Source organism: Nocardia shimofusensis NBRC 100134 (assembly GCF_001613125.1).
In the GTDB taxonomy this organism is placed as follows: domain Bacteria; phylum Actinomycetota; class Actinomycetes; order Mycobacteriales; family Mycobacteriaceae; genus Nocardia; species Nocardia shimofusensis.
In genome coordinates this window covers 296,761-312,164 of the sequence record NZ_BDBT01000004.1, presented here as the reverse complement: position 1 = coordinate 312,164, position 15,404 = coordinate 296,761, and the positions used below count along the sequence as shown (strand labels likewise).

Here is a 15,404-nt window from a genome sequence, read left to right as displayed (position 1 = left end):
GGTCAACGCCTTCCGCCGAACAGGATGGCGGCCAAGTCGAGCGGAGGCGGTGGGGCCTGCTCGACGGGGGCCACCACCTGCGGGACAAGGTGGGGCTCGGTGTAGAGCACCTTCTCCGGGCGCGGGGTGGGACCGAGGATCGGGTTGATCGAGAAGGGCAGGTAGTTGAAGCTCAGCAGTGGCAGGACCGGCCCGAGGTAGTCGCGGCAGGTCTGGGCCGATTGCGCCGAGGACTGTTTGCCGACGGCCTCGATGGCCGAGCAGATGAACTGCACCGGGTTGGAGAAGTTGTTCAGCACGAACACCCCTGCCTCGGTGCCGGATTCGGGGTTGTAGATGTTGTAGAAGTTGGCCATGCTCGTCGGGAAGACGTGCAGGAGCTGTTCGAGGTCGTCGCGGTTGTCGACGAGGTTCTGGGTGACGTTCACCAGACGGCCGACCTGCTCGCTCGCGCGATCGCGGTTGTCGGCGACGAAGCGCTGGACTTCGGTCACCGCGAGGGAGAGCTGGTGCAGGGCGGCGTCGAGGTCGGAGCGGCTGCCGTCGATGACGCTGGTGAGGGTGGCCAGGCGGTCCTGGAATTCGACGATCTGCACATTGCTCTCGCGCAGGGCGGTGACGAACTGCTGCAGGTTCGCCACGGTGGTCACGATGTCGCCGCTGCCGTCGGCGAGGATGCGGCCGACGCCGCTGAGCTGGTGCAGGGTGTCGCGCAGCTGGTCGCCGTTGCCGTCCATGGCGGTGGCGGCGCTGTCGACGAACCGGCCCAGGGAGCTCGAGGAGAGGTCGCCGTCGGGGCCCAATTGGTCCGACAGCTTGGTCAATTGGGTCTTGACCTCGTCCCATTCGACCGGAACGGCGGTGCGCTCGAGCGGGATCGTCGCGCCCTCGGCCATGGTCGGCCCCACGCCGCGATAGGCGGGGGTCAGTTGCACGAAGCGGGAGTCGACGAGACTCTGGGCGACGATGATCGCCCGCGCGTCGGCGGGGATCGAAACGCTCCGGTCGACCTCGAGAGTCACTTCGACCGTGGTGCCGCGCGGTGCGATGGCGGTGATGACGCCGACCTTCACGCCGGAGACCCGCACGTCGTCACCGGGGTAGATGGCGGTGGCGGTGCTGAACACGGCACGAAAGATGTTCGGGCCGAGAGCGGCTCGCCATCCGGTCGTGCCTGCCGCGATCAGCGCGGCGGCCAGGGTGAGAACTCCTGCGATGCGGAGGATCGTCGTTCGGGTCATCGCGGTGGCTCCGGGGTGAGTTGTGGCGCGCCGAAGGCCTGGTCGATGAACGGCTGGATGAGGTCGCCGGGGATCAGGTTGGCGACGAAGGCGTTGTAGAACGGGCCGCCGGAGACCGCTTCGCCCTGCGTCATGGAGACTTTCGCCAGACCGGGCAGGGCGGCGGCGATATTGTCGCGGTTCTTTTCCAGCATGGCGACCACCGAGTTCAGTCGGTCCAGGGTCGGGGCGAGATCGGCTTCGTTGTCGGCGACCAGGCCGCGCAGTTGCTCGGCGACGGCGGCGGTTCCGGCCAGCAGGTCGACGATGGCCTGGCGGCGGGCGACCAGGGTCTGCAGCAGCGCGTTCGAGTCCAGGATCATGGTGTTCAGTTGCGCGCCGCGGTCGGCGAGGATGCCGGTGACGTCGGCGGTGGCGGTCAGCAAGGCGCGCAGGGTTTCGTCGCGGCTGTTGATGGTGCGCGACAGTGCGGTGAGGCCGTCGAAGGTGGGACCCAGCTGCGGGGCGATCCGATCCAGGGTGACGGCCAGGGTGTCGAGCGAGGCGTCCAGGGCAGCGGCATCGGTCTCGCCGACATTGGTGGTCAGCTCGCCCACGGCGTCGGTGAGCGAGTACGGCGAGGAAGTGCGGTCGATCGGGACGAGGTCGCCGGGACGCAGCACGCCCGGTCCGGCCGAGACCAGGGTGAGCACTCGTTTGCCCAGCAGGGAGCCGGTTTTGATGTGGGCGGAGGTGCCGCCACCGAGGGTGATCCGATCGCGGACGGTGAAGTCGACCTTCGCGTCGCCGTTGTCCAGGCTCAGGCGGGCGACAGTGCCGACCGTGACCCCGGAGAGGACCACCTCGTCGCCGACCGCGAGTCCGCCTGCCTCGGCGAAGACGGCGGTGTAGCGGACGGTGGTGCCCCAGGCGATGAACTTCTGCGATTGCAGGCCGATGGCGATCACGCAGACGATCAGGACCACGCCGACCACGCCGTGGCGGGCCAGGTGCGCGCCGCGATAGTGCGTCAGGCTCATGGGCTGCACCGTCCCGTCGTCTGCTCGATGGCGGGCAGGACCAGCACCTGACCGCTGGGATCGTTGATCCGGACGGTGATGGCGCAGATGTAGTACTGGATGAAATTGCCGTAGGCGCCGGTGCGTACCAGCTTGCGGAAGTTCTCGGGGGCGCGGCCGAGGGCGTCGTCGAGGATCTGTTTGTCGCTGTCGAGAAGCGGTGCGAGACGGGCCAGTTCGTCGACGGTGCCTGCCAGTGGCGGGCGGGCGTCGGTGAGCAGGTCGGCGACGCTCGCGGTGCCCTGGTCGATGGCCTCGATGGCGGCGCCGATCGGGTCGCGCTGGGCGGACAGTTCACCGATGAGGCGTTGCAGGCGATCGACGGTGCCGGTGAACTGATCGCCCTCGGCGCTGAGGGTGTCCATCACGGTGCGGAGATGGTCGAGCAGGCGGTGGACGACGTCGTTCTTCTCGGCGAGCGCGGTGGTGAACGAGGCGGTTCCGGCCATGAGCGAGTCGATGGTGTTCTCCCTGCCCTGCACGATCTCGAGCAGCGACCAGGTCAGCGCGTTGACCTCGTGGGCGTTCAGGCCCTGGATCACGGGTTTCAGACCACCGATGAGCAGGTCGAGATCGAGTGCGCCCGCGGTCTTCTCGACCGGAATGCGGGCGCCGGGGGCCAGTGGTTCGGAGACCCCTGGCGGGTCGGTGAGTTCCAGGTAGCGGTCGCCGACGAGGTTGAGGTAGCGCACGGCGACCTCGGTGCCGGTGGTCAGGGTGACGGTGTCGGCGGCGTCGAATTCGACCAGGACGGAGTGGTCGTCGCGCAACTCCACGCCGCGGACCGTCCCGATGGGCACGCCGGCGATGCGCACGGTGTCGCCACGATTCAGGCCGGAGGCGTCGGCGAACACCGCCGAGTATTCGGTGGCGCTGCCGCTGCGATACTGGCCGAACACCAGGATCAGCAGAGCCGAGAGCACCACCATGACGACGGCGAAGGCGCCGAACTTCAGCAGCGGCGCGTTGCGTGGGCTCATCGCGGCCCTCCGATCGACGGTCCGAACAGGGCGTTCGGCAGGGAGTCGGGGTTGACCACGATGCCCTGGTTGCCGCGGGCGAACGGGTCGGCACCGACATCGGCGACGACGAACGGCGGGCGCTGTTCGTAGCCGACCGGCAGGACCGAGCACTGGGAGCCGCCGGAGGCCCGCAGTTTCGGCAGGTTCTCCGGGTAGCGGTAGGGGTCGATGCCCCACAGGAAGTTCGCCGACAGGCCGAGGCCGGGGACGTCGACCGGGGCCATCTGCGAGAGGTCGGCGAAGCCGTCCAGCGAGCAGTACAGGGCCTCTCGATATTCGGCGGTGAGGGCCGTCGTGGGGACCAGTACGTCCAGGGTGGTGGCGAGGGCGGAGGCGTTGGCGGACAGGACGCGGTTTCCGGTGTCGGACAGGCCGATCAGGCCGAGCAGCATGGCGTCGAGGTTCTGTTGTTCCTCGAGCAGCGTGCCGCCGGTGGAGGTGAGGTTGCCCGCGGTGTCGAGCAGGGGCTGGGCGGCATCGGCGTAGGTGTTCAGGACCGGTGCGGCGAGCCCGATGTCGGTGCGCAGGTCCGGGAGGGCCGGTTCGAGTTCGGCGAGGAAGGTCTCGAGGTCGCTGAGCATCTCCCCCACCTGGGTGCCCCGGCCGCGGGTGGCCGCGGCGAGGGAGCCCAGCGTGGCGTTCAGCTTCTCCGGCTCGAGTGCGGCGAGCACGGCGGTCAATTGCTCGAAGACGGTGTTGATCTCGACGGTGACGCGGTCGGCGGTGAGCACCTGTCCGGCGCGCAGCTGATCGGCAGGGCGCTCGGGTGGGATGAGCTGGACGTACTTCGCCCCGAACACGGTGGTGGAGGCGATGGCGACCGAGACGTTGCCGGGGATCCGGGCCAGCTTGTCGGTGTCGATGGCCAGTTCGAGGGTGGCCGTACCGTCGGGGCGTTCCCGGATCGAGGAGACCTTGCCGACGGTGACGCCGCGCATCTTCACATCGGCATCCGGATTCATGACCAGACCCGCGCGTTGGGAGAGCACCTGCACCGCGACGGTGTCGGCGAACGCGCCGCGGAAGCTCTGCACCGCGCCTGCCACCAGCAGCGCGCACAGCGCCATCGCGACTGTCCCGGCCAGCGGGCGGATCACGTTGTGCACCAAAGTCACTCACCTACCCGGACAGATCGAAGTTGCCGTCGGCGCCGTAGACCGCCAACGAGACCAGCAGGGTGACCGAGACGATGGCGATCAGCGAGGTGCGCACGGCATTGCCCACCGCGATCCCCACCCCGGCCGGACCGCCCGCGGCGAAGAAGCCGAAGAAGGTGTGGATCAGCAGCACCGTCAAGGCCATCGCCAGCGCCTGCACGAACGACCACAGCAGGTCGATCGGATTCAGGAATGTCGAGAAGTAGTGGTTGTAGAGGCCCGAGGACTGCCCGAGCAGGACCACCGTGGTGAACCGGCTGGCGATGAAGGAGGCCACCACGGCCAGCGCGTAGAGCGGGGTGATGGCGATCATCCCGGCGACCAGACGGGTGCCGACCAGGTAGGCGATCGGCTCGATCGCCAGCGACTCCAAGGCGTCGATCTCCTCGTTGATACGCATCGCGCCCAGCTGGGCCGTGGTGCCCGCGCCGAAGGTCGCCGCCAGGCCTATGCCCGCGACCACGGGCGCGGAGATACGCACATTGATGAAGGCGGCGAGGAAGCCGGTGAGCGCCTCGATGCCGATATCGCCCAGCGAGCTGTAGCCCTGCACGGCGAGCGTGCCGCCGGTGGCCAGGGTGAGGAAGCCGACGATCACCACCGTGCCGCCGAAGACCGCCAGAGCGCCTGTGCCCATGCTGATCTCGGCGATCAGGCGGACGGTCTCGCGGCGGTGATGCCAGGCCGCGAACGGGGCGACAGCCAGGGCTTTGACGTAGAAGATGGCGTGGTCGCCGACCTGACCGGCGACGGCGATCGGCTTGCGGACCCGCCGCACGAACAGCGGGTAGCGGGTGGCGAAGGTCGCGATTTCGGCGGTCACGGGTTGTTCCGTCATCAGCGCACCGTCATCTGGATTCCGATGGCCGTGACGACCACATTGATCACGAACAGCGACATGAAGGCGTAGACCACGGTCTCGTTGACCGCGTTGCCCACCGCCTTCGCGCCGCCGGTGACGATCAGCCCGCGATAACAGGCGACCAGCCCGGCGACCAGCCCGAACAGCAACGCCTTCACCGAGGAGATGAGCACCTCGTCGATCCCGGTCAGCAGAGTGATGCCCGCGGCGAACGCGCCCGGATTCACATCCTGCACATAGACCGAGAACATGTAGCCGCCGAGGATGCCGATCACGCATACCAGGTTGTTGAGCAGGAACGCCACCAGGCCGGAGGCGAGCATGCGCGGGGTGACCAGCCGTTGCACCGGGTCGATGCCGAGCACCTGCATGGCGTCGATCTCCTCCCGGATGGTGCGCGAGCCGAGGTCCGCGCACATGGCGGTCGCGCCGGAGCCGGCCACGATCAGCACGGTCACCATCGGACCCACCTGGGTGACCGCGCCGAACGCCGCGCCCGCGCCGCTGAGATCGGCGGCGCCCAGCTCGCGCAACAGAATGTTGAGGGTGAAACTGACCAGCACCGTGAACGGGATGGCCACCAGCAGAGTCGGCACCAGCGAGACCCGCACGATGAACCAGGACTGTTCGAAGAACTCTCTGGCCTGAAACGGTCTACGGAAGGCGAAGCGCACCGCGTCGGCGGACATGGCGAACAGGCCGCCGACGAGTTCGAACGGCCGAGCCGCCCGATCCACCGCCGCCGGCGTCCACGCGCGCCGTGTCCGTGTCATCGCCGCGCCTCACCCGACGATGGTCGCGAAGGTCTTGCTTTCCAGGAACTCCTCGAGCCCGGCCGCGCCCATCTCCCGGCCGATGCCCGACTGCTTGAAGCCGCCGAAAGGCGTCTCCGGGCCGAAGTAGTGACCGCCGTTGATGCTGAACGCTCCGGCCCGGATGCGGCGGGCGACGGCGACGGCTCTGGCCTCGTCGGCGCTGTAGACCGCTCCTGCCAGACCGTATTTCGAATTGTTGGCGATGCGGACCGCGTCGTCGTCGGTGTCGAACGGGATCACCACCAGGACCGGCCCGAAGACTTCTTCCTGGGCGATCTCGCTGTCGGGGTCCACATTCGTCAGCAGCGTCGGGGTGTAGAAGAAGCCGGGATCGACGCGTTCGCCACCGGTGACCAGCGTCGCGCCGTCGGCGACCGCGCGGCGGACCATGCCGTCGACCTTGTCGCGCTGGCGTTCGCTGATGAGCGGGCCCATATAGGTGTGCGGGTGGGCCGGGTCGCCGTAGGTGATGTTCGAGAAGTTCGTGGCCAGCATGGCGACGAGTTCGTCGTGACGTTCCCGGGGCACCAGCAACCGGGAGGTCAGCGCGCAGCCCTGGCCGGCGTGCGAGCACTGGCTGAACGCGGCGAACATGGCGGGGAGCCCGAGGCCGGCGGTGTCGAGGTCGTCGAGCACGATCATCGCCGATTTGCCGCCGAGCTCGAGAAAGACCTTCTTCACGGTCTCACTCGCGGCCGCCATGATGCGCTTGCCGGTGGCCGTCGATCCGGTGAAGGTGATCATGTCGACGTCGTCGTGGGTGGTCATCACCACGCCGATCGCCGGGTCCGAGGAGGTCAGCACGTTCACCACGCCGGCCGGGATATCGGTGTGGCGGGCGATGATCTCGCCGATCGCGAGGGTGACCAGCGGGGTGTCCGGCGCGCCCTTGAGCACCACGGTGCATCCGGCGGCCAGCGCGGGCGCGAGCTTGGCGAGGGCGAGCTGGTTGGGGTAGTTGTAGGCCACGATGGCGCTGACCACGCCCGCGCCTTCCTTCTCCACCCACCGCCGGTGCTTGGACCCCCTGACCTCCGCCTCGCCGAGTTCCTCGGTGAACGGGTAGGTCCGCAGCAGGTCGGCGTAGTACCGCACGATCTCGATGGGCGAATCGACCTGGGCGGTGGTGAGCAGACGGGTCGCGCCGACTTCGGCGATGGTCAGTTCCCGCAGCTCTTCCCGGTGCTCGACCAGGGCGTTGTGGAGCTGGTCGAGACAGTGGATGCGGAACTCGCGGTCGGTGGCCCAGGTGGTCTCGTCGAAAGCGCGGCGGGCCGCGGCGACCGCGGCGTTCACGTCGGCCACACTCGCGTCCGGGGCATGGCCGAGGACCTCGCCGGTGGCGGGGTTCAGGGTCGGGAAGGTGACCTCACGGCTCACCAACCGACCGTCGATGAGCAGGTGGCGTTCGAGATTCGAGGGCGCCGTGGGCGCGGGGGTGGTGGTTTCGGTTGACATGCTTCCCCACTCGCGGAAATCGGTGTGTTGACTGGTTCGACGGACGTGCCGTGGTCGGGTCGAGGTCTGGATCAGGGTGGTGCCGCGCCGGGCTCGTCGGAGGGCATCAGGAAGGCCGGGGTGCGCTGTCTGCCCGCTGCGCGCCGGCAGCCTCGGGGTCGACATCGGGCAGCCCGTCGTCCTGGAGGTCGCCGACGAGAGTGCGACGAACCACCTTCCCGGTGGGAGTGGTGGGCAGTTCGTCGCGGAAGACGACGCGGTCGGGAGTCCGCGAGCCGCGCAGGCGGGCGCGGACGAACTCACGCAGCTCTGCGGGATCGGGGTCGGTGGGTCCGGCGGGCACCACGACCGCGACGATGATCTGGCCCCACTGGGCGTCCTCCAGGCCGACCACCGCGACCTCGCGCACCGCGTCGTGTTCGACCAGGACGTCCTCGATCTCGGCGGGCGCGATGTTCTCGCCGCCGCGGATGATGGTGTCGTCGGAGCGGCCGCCGATGAACAGGTAGCCGTCGGCGTCCAGACTCGCGATGTCGCGGGTCGGGAACCAGCCGTCGGCGTCGAGGACCGAGCCGATGCCGGTATAGCGGCCGGAGACCTGCGGGCCGCGCACGAACAGTTCCCCCGTCTCGCCTGCGGGCAACACCGCCCCGAGTTCGTCGCGGATCTGCAGTTCGATGCCGGGCACCGGCTTCCCCACCGAGGACAGCCTCCTCGCGACCTCCGGGTCGGTGGCGGCATGCGCCTCGCGGTGGTCGTCGGGGCCGAGAACGGCGATGGTCGAACTGGTCTCGGTCAGGCCGTAGGCGTTGACGAAACCGACCTCGGGCATGAGTTCGAGTGCCTTGCGCACCAGCGGGAGCGCGACCTTGGCTCCGCCGTAGGCGAGGGTTCGCAGGCTCGTCAGGTCCGCGCCGGTGTGTTCGAGTGCGGTGACGATCCGGTCCAGCATGGTCGGCACCACCGTCGCGCTGGTGATGCGTTCCTCGGCGACCAGGCTCAGCCAGCGTACGGGATCGAACTGGCGCAGATAGACCAGTTTCCGGCCCGCGTAGAGGTTGGACAGCACCGCGCTGACGCCGGCGATGTGATAGGGCGGCACGCTGATCAGCGCGGCGTCCCCCGGTGCGGCGGAGGCGAATTCGACGGTGCCGGTGATGTAGCTGACCAAGTTGGCATGGGTCAGTTCGACGGCCTTGGGCGCCGAGGTGGTGCCGGAGGTGAACAGGACCACCGCGATCTCGTCCTCGCCCGGCGCCGCGAGGGCGCCGCCCTCGGCGGACTGTCCGACGAAGTCGTCCGAGGTGATCGTGGTGCCGCCGAAATCGGCTACGGCGTCGATGTATTCGACATCGCACACCAGTAGCGGTGAGTCCAGACGGGCGAGCAGTTCGAGCAGCGCGGCGCCGCTGAGCCGGTAGTTCAACGGCGTGAACGGCACGCCGGCGCGCGCCGAGGCGAAGATCAGCAACGGGAGCATCGGCCCGCCGGTGCCGATATAGGCCACGCTCCGGCATCCCGAGCCCGCGATCCGCGCGCCGCCACCGTCGGCGAGTTCGGCGAGCCGGACGGCCGTCCAGCGCACATCGTCGCAGACGACCGCTGTCCGATCCGGGTCGCTCGAAGCCGCCATATCGAGCAGCAATGACACGCTCATCCCGCACCCTCTCCGCGAGCCTCGCCACGGGAGCCGCAGCACGTGGGTCGGCAAACCCCACTGTCCGCCCGCTGACGATATTGGCATTCTCTCAATGCGAGAATAACATACTCACCACGTGACGCCAGGCACTCCTCGAAGCGGCATCAGGGTGCGATTCGGTCGCCACACCCCTTTGGTGACCACGGTAAACAGCCGATCTCCGCGCGGCGATTCGTGATAATGTCATTCTCATATCGGGATAATCCAAGCCGTCCCACGTGGCAGGGCAGGCCCGATACCGTGGCACAACTGAGAGCCGTCGAACGATCGCGGATCGACCCGTGATCCGTTCCCACACCGAGGATTCGGCGATGACCCAGCTCACCGACAGCGACAACCGCGCAGACCCCGGCGGTCCCGTCGACATTCCCGACACTCCCCCGGGCCGTTCGCTCGACACCACCGCCGACCGTGCGGCCGTCGCGCCACCGGATGGCCCGGCCGCGTCCCCTGGTCCGGATGGCGCCGTAGACCGGATCGGCGCGCTACCCACCCTCGACGAGCTTCGGCTGGCGGCCGAGGAAGCCGAGGCCGAAGCAGCCGCGGCGGAAGCGGTCGCCGCCGCGGCCCGGGCACGCGCGCGGGCCACCCGATTACGCAGGCGCGCGACCACGGCGGCGAATTCGGTCGCGGCGGAGGAAGAGCCGGAGGCGAAGGACCCCGGTGTCGATCACGGGACCGACTCGCCGACGGCCGCGGCAGAGGGCAGCTCGACAAGCGCCGACCGCACAGGCGAACAGTCCGGGGACGACGACTCCGCGGACGAACGCTCCGCGACCGAGGTCACCGTCGCCTCGCCGGGTCGCTCGTGGCGCGCGCCGAATGCGCGGGCGCTCATCGGCGCGATCGCGATCGCGCTGATCGCGGTATCCGGCACGGTGAGCGGGCTGATGGTCCACCACCACCAGCAGACGGTGCAGGCGAATCAGCGCAAGGTGGAGTTCACCGAGGCGGCGCGAGCGGGAGTGGTCGCGCTGACCTCGCTGGATTTCAGCCGGGCCGAACAGGATGTGCGGCGGGTGCTCGAGCATTCGACCGGGGCCTTCCGTGACGACTTCGAGAGCCGGTCCCAGGACTTCACCTCGGTCATCCAGCAGTCACAGGTCGCCACCGCGGGCACGGTGAATTCCGCCGCCGTCGAGTCGATGACCGAGGACTCCGCGGTCGTCCTCGTCGCAGCCACCTCGCAGGTCACCAATTCCGCCGGGGCGCAGGAGGAACCGCGCGCCTGGCGGTTGAGTGTGACAGTGACCAGGGAAGGAGACACGATCAAGATGTCGAAAGTCGAGTTCGTGCCATGACAGTTCGCGCCGGGACAACGACACGCCACCTCGTGAGCGGCCCACGCCGGGTACTCCACCTGCTCCGCACCGAACGCGGCATCACCGTGCTGTCGATCCTCGCGATCGCCGCGGCCGCGCTCACGGTCACCCTGTGGGCGACCCAGTACCGCACCGACAGCCACGTCGACGACGCGGCAGAACGGTCGGTCGTCGACGCCGCGACCACCGGAACGGTCGCGCTGCTCTCCTACGCCCCCGACACCATCGACGCCGACTTCGCTTCGGCCAAAACACATCTCACCGGCGACTTCCTCGCCTACTACAGCCAGTTCACCCAGCAGATCGTCGCCCCGGCGGCCAAGGAGAAATCGGTCGCCACCGATGCCGCCGTCGTCCGCGCCGCCGTCGCCGAACTCACCCCGGACCGCGCCGTGGTGCTGGTGTTCATCAACCAGACCACCACCAGCGCCGAGAAACCCGATCCGGCGATGACGGCGAGCAGCGTGCGGGTCAGCCTCACGAAGGTCGACGATTCCTGGCGGATCTCCCAGTTCGAGCCGGTCTAGTCGCCGGCAGCGCTCAGCTCGCGCCGAGCTGGACCGCGCCGCTGCGTACCGCCGCGACCACACCGCCGTCGACGAGCAGGTCGGTGCCGGTGACGAAGGTCGACTCGGGGCCGAGCAGGAAGGCGACAGCCGCGGCGATGTCGGCGGGGGTCCCGACCCGGCCGGTGCCCGAGCCCGCGATCATCGCGCGCATGCCGGCGCCGGAGTCACCGGCCAGTTCCTCGCGGCCCATGGGAGTGGAGATCACGCCGGGGCTGATGCTGTTGACGCGCGCGCCACGGGCGCCCCAGGCGAGGCTTGCGGCCTGAACGCGAAGCTGGTTGCCGCGCTTGGCGAATGCGTAGGCGGCGCCGGCGTCGGGCACGGCGCTCTCCTGCAGGAAGGGCAGGGCGAGCAGTTCACCCGAGGGAGTGCGGGCGAGCGCGGTCTCCATCTCGGCGGGCAGCGCCCCGGCCGTCAGGCTGCCCGCCATGCTGGCGATCACCACGCCCGCGCCGCCGGGTGCGACGACCTTGCCGAATTCGTCGAGCACGTAGGCGACGCCAGCCAGGTCCACGCCGAGGATCGCGGCGGCCGAGGCCTGGGTGGGCGAGAGGCCCGCGGTGTGGGCCATCGCGGTGACCGCGCCGAGGTCGGCCGCGCGGGCGGCCAGCGCCGCCACCGCCGCGGGATCGGAGACATCGACCTGCTGGGTGTGGACGTCGTAGCCGTCGCCGCGCAGGCTTTCGGCCACGTTGTGGAGTGCCGCGTCGTCGAAGTCGGCCAGCAGCACCGGGCGGCCCGGGCCCAGCCTGCGGGCGATCGCCACTCCCATGCCGCCGATGCCGATCACGACCAGAACGTCACTCATGGCGCTCCATTCCTTCCGCCGGGGACGATCCCGAATTCCGATGCGATGCTTCGATCCTGCTATGTCCAGGGGTCGGCCGCGAGCATTCCGGGCGAACCTCGGCGCGGCGAAACTATCGCCGATTCACCGGCGGGTCCAGTCGGGTTGGGCGAAGTGCGCGACCCTGGCCTCGGCGGGAGCGCTGCCGAGCAGGACGACCTCGCGGAACTGCCAGAGCATCGCGCCGGTCGGTGCGTGGATGGTCATCGCGGGGCCGAGCCGCATCTGCAACAGGTCCGGTCCGTCGGGGGCGTCCTCGCGGCGCAGCCAGTGCGGCACGTCCTCGGCGCCGAGCCGGGTCAGCGGCACATAGTGGACCGAGTGGACCTCGCCGGGGTCGGGGCGAAGCCCCGCGGTGTCGGGCATGGTCACCACCACCGGAGTGATCGCGAAGCCGGACGTGGCCGGGAAGTCGTCGAGCACGCCGAGGATGTCGCCCGGATCGGCGGGCAGGGCGAGTTCCTCGTGCAGTTCGCGCAAGGCCGCCTGCTCGGCGGTCTCGCCCCCTTCCATCCGTCCGCCCGGCAGTCCCCACTGCCCGGCATTGCGGCCGCGGTAGGCCCGCTTGATCACGAGCACCGAGAGTTCACCGGCGTCGGCGGGCACGACACACAGCACGACCGCCGCTCGCCGCATGCCGGGGGCGTCGGGGACCTCGATCCGGGGGAACCGCTCGAGGCGGCTGTGGGCGAGCGCGCGGAAGCTCGCGATATCGAGCCCGGCCGTCGGCACGCCGCCGGCGGCCGGGGGCTGCTGCGGCGCCGAGCCACCCGGTGCGGTCGGCTCCGCTGCGCGCGCGGCGTCCGAGTCGTCCGGGGGCCGCAGGTCGGATGTGGTGCTCATCATTCGATCTTGCCTCGAGCCGCACCGGTCGCGGACGGCGATCTCGTGGCCGTACCACGGACGCCGCGGAGTGCACCACGCGGCAGCTCCAGGTGGCGTACGAGGTGACAGTTCGTGTCCTGGGCCGCCCGCGTGTAACAGTTAGTCCTCGATCGGGTATGTAGCCGGTCACAGGACCAATAGCGCGCGCGTAGGCGCGGCGAGGCTAGGCAGGTGGTGCATTCATGCGTTCTCGGACGCGGAAGTCGGTGATCCGGGCGCAAGCCGGGGTGGGGAGACGGAAGCGGGTGCTGCGCACCGCTGCCGTCGCGCTCACCGCCGCGATGTCCATGTCGGTATTCGCGGGGGCGACGTCGGCCGAACCGGGCAAGGCCCCGGCGATCACCTCCGTCGAGAAGGACGGCCGGACGTGGCATCTGAAGGTCTACTCGGCGGCGATGGATTCCGAGATCACCGTCGATGTGCAGCGCCCGGCAGACGAGTCCGCGCCCGCGCCGAACCTGTACATGCTCAACGGCCTGGACGGCGGCTACGGCACGGCGAGCTGGAAGGCCGCCACGCACGCGCTGGAGTGGCTGGCCGACAAGCCGGTCAACGTCATCCAGCCGATCGGCGGTCGCGGCAGCTACTACACCGACTGGCAGCAGCCCGACCCGCGGCTCGGCGTCAACAAGTGGAAGACGTTCTTCACCGAGGAACTGCCGCCGCTGCTGGACGCGGAACTCGGGTCGACCGGCCTGAACTCGCTGGCCGGTCTGTCCACCTCGGGTACCTCCGTGCTGCAGCTGGCGGAGGCGAAGCCCGGCCTGTGGAAGTCCGTCGCCGCCTACAGCGGCTGCGCGCAGATCGCCGATCCGGTCGGTCGGCGGTTCCTCGAGCTGGCCGTCGAGACCTGGGGCGGCGGTGACACCGAGAACATGTACGGCCCCGCCGACAGTCCCCTGTGGGCCGAGAACGACCCGGTGATCAACGCCGAGAAGCTGCGCGACACCAAGCTCTACATCTCCACCGGCAGCGGCATCCCCGTGCTCGAGGACGTGCAGTACTACCTCGACAGCGCGCCCGGTCCGATGGGCGCGGTCAACCTGAGCCTCGGTGTGATCATCGAGGCGGCCGTCAACGGTTGCACTGCCAACTTGAAGAACAAGCTCGACTCGCTGGACATCCCGGCCACCTACAACTTCAACCCGGTCGGCACGCACTACTGGCCGTACTGGGAAGAGGCGCTGAAGGATTCCTGGCCGCTGCTCGCCGAGGGCATGGGCCTGAGCAGCTGATCGGCTGAGCGTTCACACGAAACGAATGGCGCGTCGCGGCGGCAGTTCTCCTACTGCCGCCGCGACGCGCTTGTCCGCCGGACGAACACGCTGTCCGCAATGGACCCTCGAGGAGGGACCATCCGCCTCCGGCGGGCGTGATCGAATTCGGCCTAGCATGAGGGCACGACAGCCGACTCCGAAAGGGCCGTGCACATGATCAGTGAAGACCCGCACATCCTCGTCTCCGCGCCGATCGTCGTCGGCGTCGACGGTTCCGCCGGTGACACCGCGGTGCGGTGGGCCGCCGAGACCGCCGCCCGCCGCCGACGGCGCCTGTTGCTGGTGAACGCGGTGAACGTGGCCGCGGCCAGCGCGGTTTTGGGCCCCTACGATCTTTTCGTCCCGCCGGTGACGACCGCGATGCGAGACACCAGCGCCGAACTGCTGGCCCGTGCCCGCGAGCTGGCGGCGTCCGTCGCCGGAGACATCGAGATCGACACCGAATCCGCCGACGGCAGTGCGGGCAAGGTACTGATCGACCGGTCGGCCACCGCGCACATGACCGTCATCGGCGCCACCGGCACCGGCGGCGCGCTCGCGCATCTCGGGTCGACCCTGCTCGCGGTCACCGCGCACGCCTCCGGGACCGTCGCCGTGGTGCGCGGCGCGAACCCCACCGCTACCCAGGACGCGGACGGGCAGACGCTTCCGGTGGTGGTCGGCGTGGACGGCAGCGAACTGAGCCGCGCCGCGGTGCAGGTGGCGTTCACCGAAGCCGCCGAGCGCAACGCGCCGCTGATCGCCGTGCACTCCTGGACCGACCTGCCCGCCGAGGGGTTCTTCGGCCTGCCGCCGGGCATCGAGGATCAGGATGTGCAGGAGGCCGCGCAGCAGTTGCTCGCCGAGCAGCTCGCGGGCTGGCGGGACAAGTTCCCCGATCTCGACGTCTCCACCCGGGCCTACCTGTCCGGGCCGCGCAAGCACCTGCGCGAGTGGTCCGAGCGGGCGCAGCTGGTCGTGACCGGCAGCAGGGGGCGCGGCGGATTCCGCGGCCTGCTGCTCGGGTCCACCAGCAACGATCTGGTGCAGAACGCGCAGTGCCCGGTGATGGTGGTCCACCCGACGAAGTGAGCGGTGCCCGCCGCGGGCCGGTCGAACCCGGGTGCGGCAGGATGTATCCGGCGCGAGCGTCAGGACCAAAGACCCCTGCGGGACGCGGCCGGATTCTCTTAAGCTCCGAGAATCCGGCCGA

Annotated in this window: 14 protein-coding genes; 4 read left to right on the top strand and 10 right to left on the bottom strand. The window is 69.4% G+C overall.

Features of this window, described 5'->3' with window-relative positions:
• Positions 1-2: 2 nt before the first annotated feature.
• The 8 genes from NS3_RS06760 to NS3_RS06725 all read right to left on the bottom strand — a co-directional run bounded on the left by NS3_RS06760 (position 3) and on the right by NS3_RS06725 (position 9,270).
• Entirely contained in the window at positions 3-1,241 is a 1,239-nt protein-coding gene (locus NS3_RS06760) for an MCE family protein (protein WP_067855226.1), read from the bottom strand.
• Positions 1,238-2,269, bottom strand: coding sequence for an MCE family protein (locus tag NS3_RS06755; protein ID WP_373865284.1), 1,032 nt, complete (start codon positions 2,267-2,269; stop codon positions 1,238-1,240). Before NS3_RS06755 ends, NS3_RS06760 begins: the two co-directional genes overlap by 4 nt.
• Complete coding sequence (locus tag NS3_RS06750; RefSeq protein WP_067855221.1) at positions 2,257-3,279, bottom strand: MCE family protein; 1,023 nt, start codon at positions 3,277-3,279, stop codon at positions 2,257-2,259. Before NS3_RS06750 ends, NS3_RS06755 begins: the two co-directional genes overlap by 13 nt.
• Positions 3,276-4,436: an MCE family protein gene (locus tag NS3_RS06745; RefSeq protein ID WP_307609270.1), complete on the bottom strand. Its 1,161-nt coding sequence runs from the start codon at positions 4,434-4,436 to the stop codon at positions 3,276-3,278. The genes NS3_RS06750 and NS3_RS06745 overlap by 4 nt, the downstream gene beginning before the upstream one ends.
• 4 nt (positions 4,437-4,440) lie before the next feature.
• Positions 4,441-5,316: an ABC transporter permease gene (locus NS3_RS06740; RefSeq protein WP_067855218.1), complete on the bottom strand. Its 876-nt coding sequence runs from the start codon at positions 5,314-5,316 to the stop codon at positions 4,441-4,443.
• Complete coding sequence (locus tag NS3_RS06735; protein ID WP_067855215.1) at positions 5,316-6,113, bottom strand: MlaE family ABC transporter permease; 798 nt, start codon at positions 6,111-6,113, stop codon at positions 5,316-5,318. Before NS3_RS06735 ends, NS3_RS06740 begins: the two co-directional genes overlap by 1 nt.
• A gap of 9 nt (positions 6,114-6,122) precedes the next feature.
• Positions 6,123-7,613, bottom strand: coding sequence for an aldehyde dehydrogenase family protein (locus tag NS3_RS06730; RefSeq protein ID WP_067855212.1), 1,491 nt, complete (start codon positions 7,611-7,613; stop codon positions 6,123-6,125).
• Positions 7,614-7,719: 106 nt separating this feature from the next.
• On the bottom strand, positions 7,720-9,270 hold the full coding sequence (locus NS3_RS06725; protein WP_084495108.1) for a class I adenylate-forming enzyme family protein: 1,551 nt from the start codon (positions 9,268-9,270) through the stop codon (positions 7,720-7,722).
• 353 nt (positions 9,271-9,623) lie between these two features.
• On the opposite strand from NS3_RS06725, the gene NS3_RS06720 reads away from it, so the two are divergent.
• Together NS3_RS06720 and NS3_RS06715 are read left to right on the top strand one after the other, a co-directional pair.
• Positions 9,624-10,613 carry an Rv1363c family protein gene (locus tag NS3_RS06720; RefSeq protein WP_245649490.1) on the top strand — a complete coding sequence of 330 codons (990 nt, stop codon included), beginning with the start codon at positions 9,624-9,626 and terminating at the stop codon, positions 10,611-10,613.
• A gap of 32 nt (positions 10,614-10,645) precedes the next feature.
• Positions 10,646-11,161 (top strand): twin-arginine translocation pathway signal, encoded by a 516-nt coding sequence (locus NS3_RS06715; RefSeq protein ID WP_245649489.1) that lies wholly within the window; start codon positions 10,646-10,648, stop codon positions 11,159-11,161.
• Positions 11,162-11,174: 13 nt separating this feature from the next.
• On the opposite strand, the gene NS3_RS06710 is transcribed toward NS3_RS06715, so the two are convergent.
• Positions 11,175-12,011, bottom strand: a complete 837-nt coding sequence (locus tag NS3_RS06710; protein WP_067855206.1) for an SDR family oxidoreductase — start codon at positions 12,009-12,011, stop codon at positions 11,175-11,177.
• A 123-nt stretch (positions 12,012-12,134) separates the two neighbouring features.
• Positions 12,135-12,893, bottom strand: a complete 759-nt coding sequence (locus NS3_RS06705; protein ID WP_084495107.1) for an NUDIX hydrolase — start codon at positions 12,891-12,893, stop codon at positions 12,135-12,137.
• Positions 12,894-13,117: 224 nt separating this feature from the next.
• Here NS3_RS06705 and NS3_RS06700 point away from each other — a divergent pair, with 224 nt between their 5' ends.
• Both NS3_RS06700 and NS3_RS06695 read left to right on the top strand, forming a co-directional pair.
• A complete protein-coding gene (locus NS3_RS06700) occupies positions 13,118-14,170 on the top strand; it encodes an alpha/beta hydrolase (RefSeq protein WP_084495106.1) in 1,053 nt (350 codons plus the stop codon).
• 195 nt (positions 14,171-14,365) lie between these two features.
• The gene (locus tag NS3_RS06695; RefSeq protein WP_067855203.1) at positions 14,366-15,283 is read left to right on the top strand and encodes a universal stress protein; all 918 of its coding nucleotides are present in this window, start codon (positions 14,366-14,368) and stop codon (positions 15,281-15,283) included.
• The last annotated feature ends 121 nt before the right edge of the window (positions 15,284-15,404 follow it).

What these genes read in the sequence shown, in the direction of transcription:
- NS3_RS06730 (WP_067855212.1), bottom strand. Translation starts at nt 7,613, where the DNA reads ATGTCAACCGAAACCACCACCCCCGCGCCCACGGCGCCCTCGAATCTC.
- NS3_RS06705 (WP_084495107.1), bottom strand. Translation starts at nt 12,893, where the DNA reads ATGAGCACCACATCCGACCTGCGGCCCCCGGACGACTCGGACGCCGCG.
- NS3_RS06750 (WP_067855221.1), bottom strand. Translation starts at nt 3,279, where the DNA reads ATGAGCCCACGCAACGCGCCGCTGCTGAAGTTCGGCGCCTTCGCCGTC.
- NS3_RS06725 (WP_084495108.1), bottom strand. Translation starts at nt 9,270, where the DNA reads ATGAGCGTGTCATTGCTGCTCGATATGGCGGCTTCGAGCGACCCGGAT.
- NS3_RS06695 (WP_067855203.1), top strand. Translation starts at nt 14,366, where the DNA reads ATGATCAGTGAAGACCCGCACATCCTCGTCTCCGCGCCGATCGTCGTC.
- NS3_RS06700 (WP_084495106.1), top strand. Translation starts at nt 13,118, where the DNA reads ATGCGTTCTCGGACGCGGAAGTCGGTGATCCGGGCGCAAGCCGGGGTG.
- NS3_RS06760 (WP_067855226.1), bottom strand. Translation starts at nt 1,241, where the DNA reads ATGACCCGAACGACGATCCTCCGCATCGCAGGAGTTCTCACCCTGGCC.
- NS3_RS06710 (WP_067855206.1), bottom strand. Translation starts at nt 12,011, where the DNA reads ATGAGTGACGTTCTGGTCGTGATCGGCATCGGCGGCATGGGAGTGGCG.
- NS3_RS06735 (WP_067855215.1), bottom strand. Translation starts at nt 6,113, where the DNA reads ATGACACGGACACGGCGCGCGTGGACGCCGGCGGCGGTGGATCGGGCG.
- NS3_RS06720 (WP_245649490.1), top strand. Translation starts at nt 9,624, where the DNA reads ATGACCCAGCTCACCGACAGCGACAACCGCGCAGACCCCGGCGGTCCC.
- NS3_RS06740 (WP_067855218.1), bottom strand. Translation starts at nt 5,316, where the DNA reads ATGACGGAACAACCCGTGACCGCCGAAATCGCGACCTTCGCCACCCGC.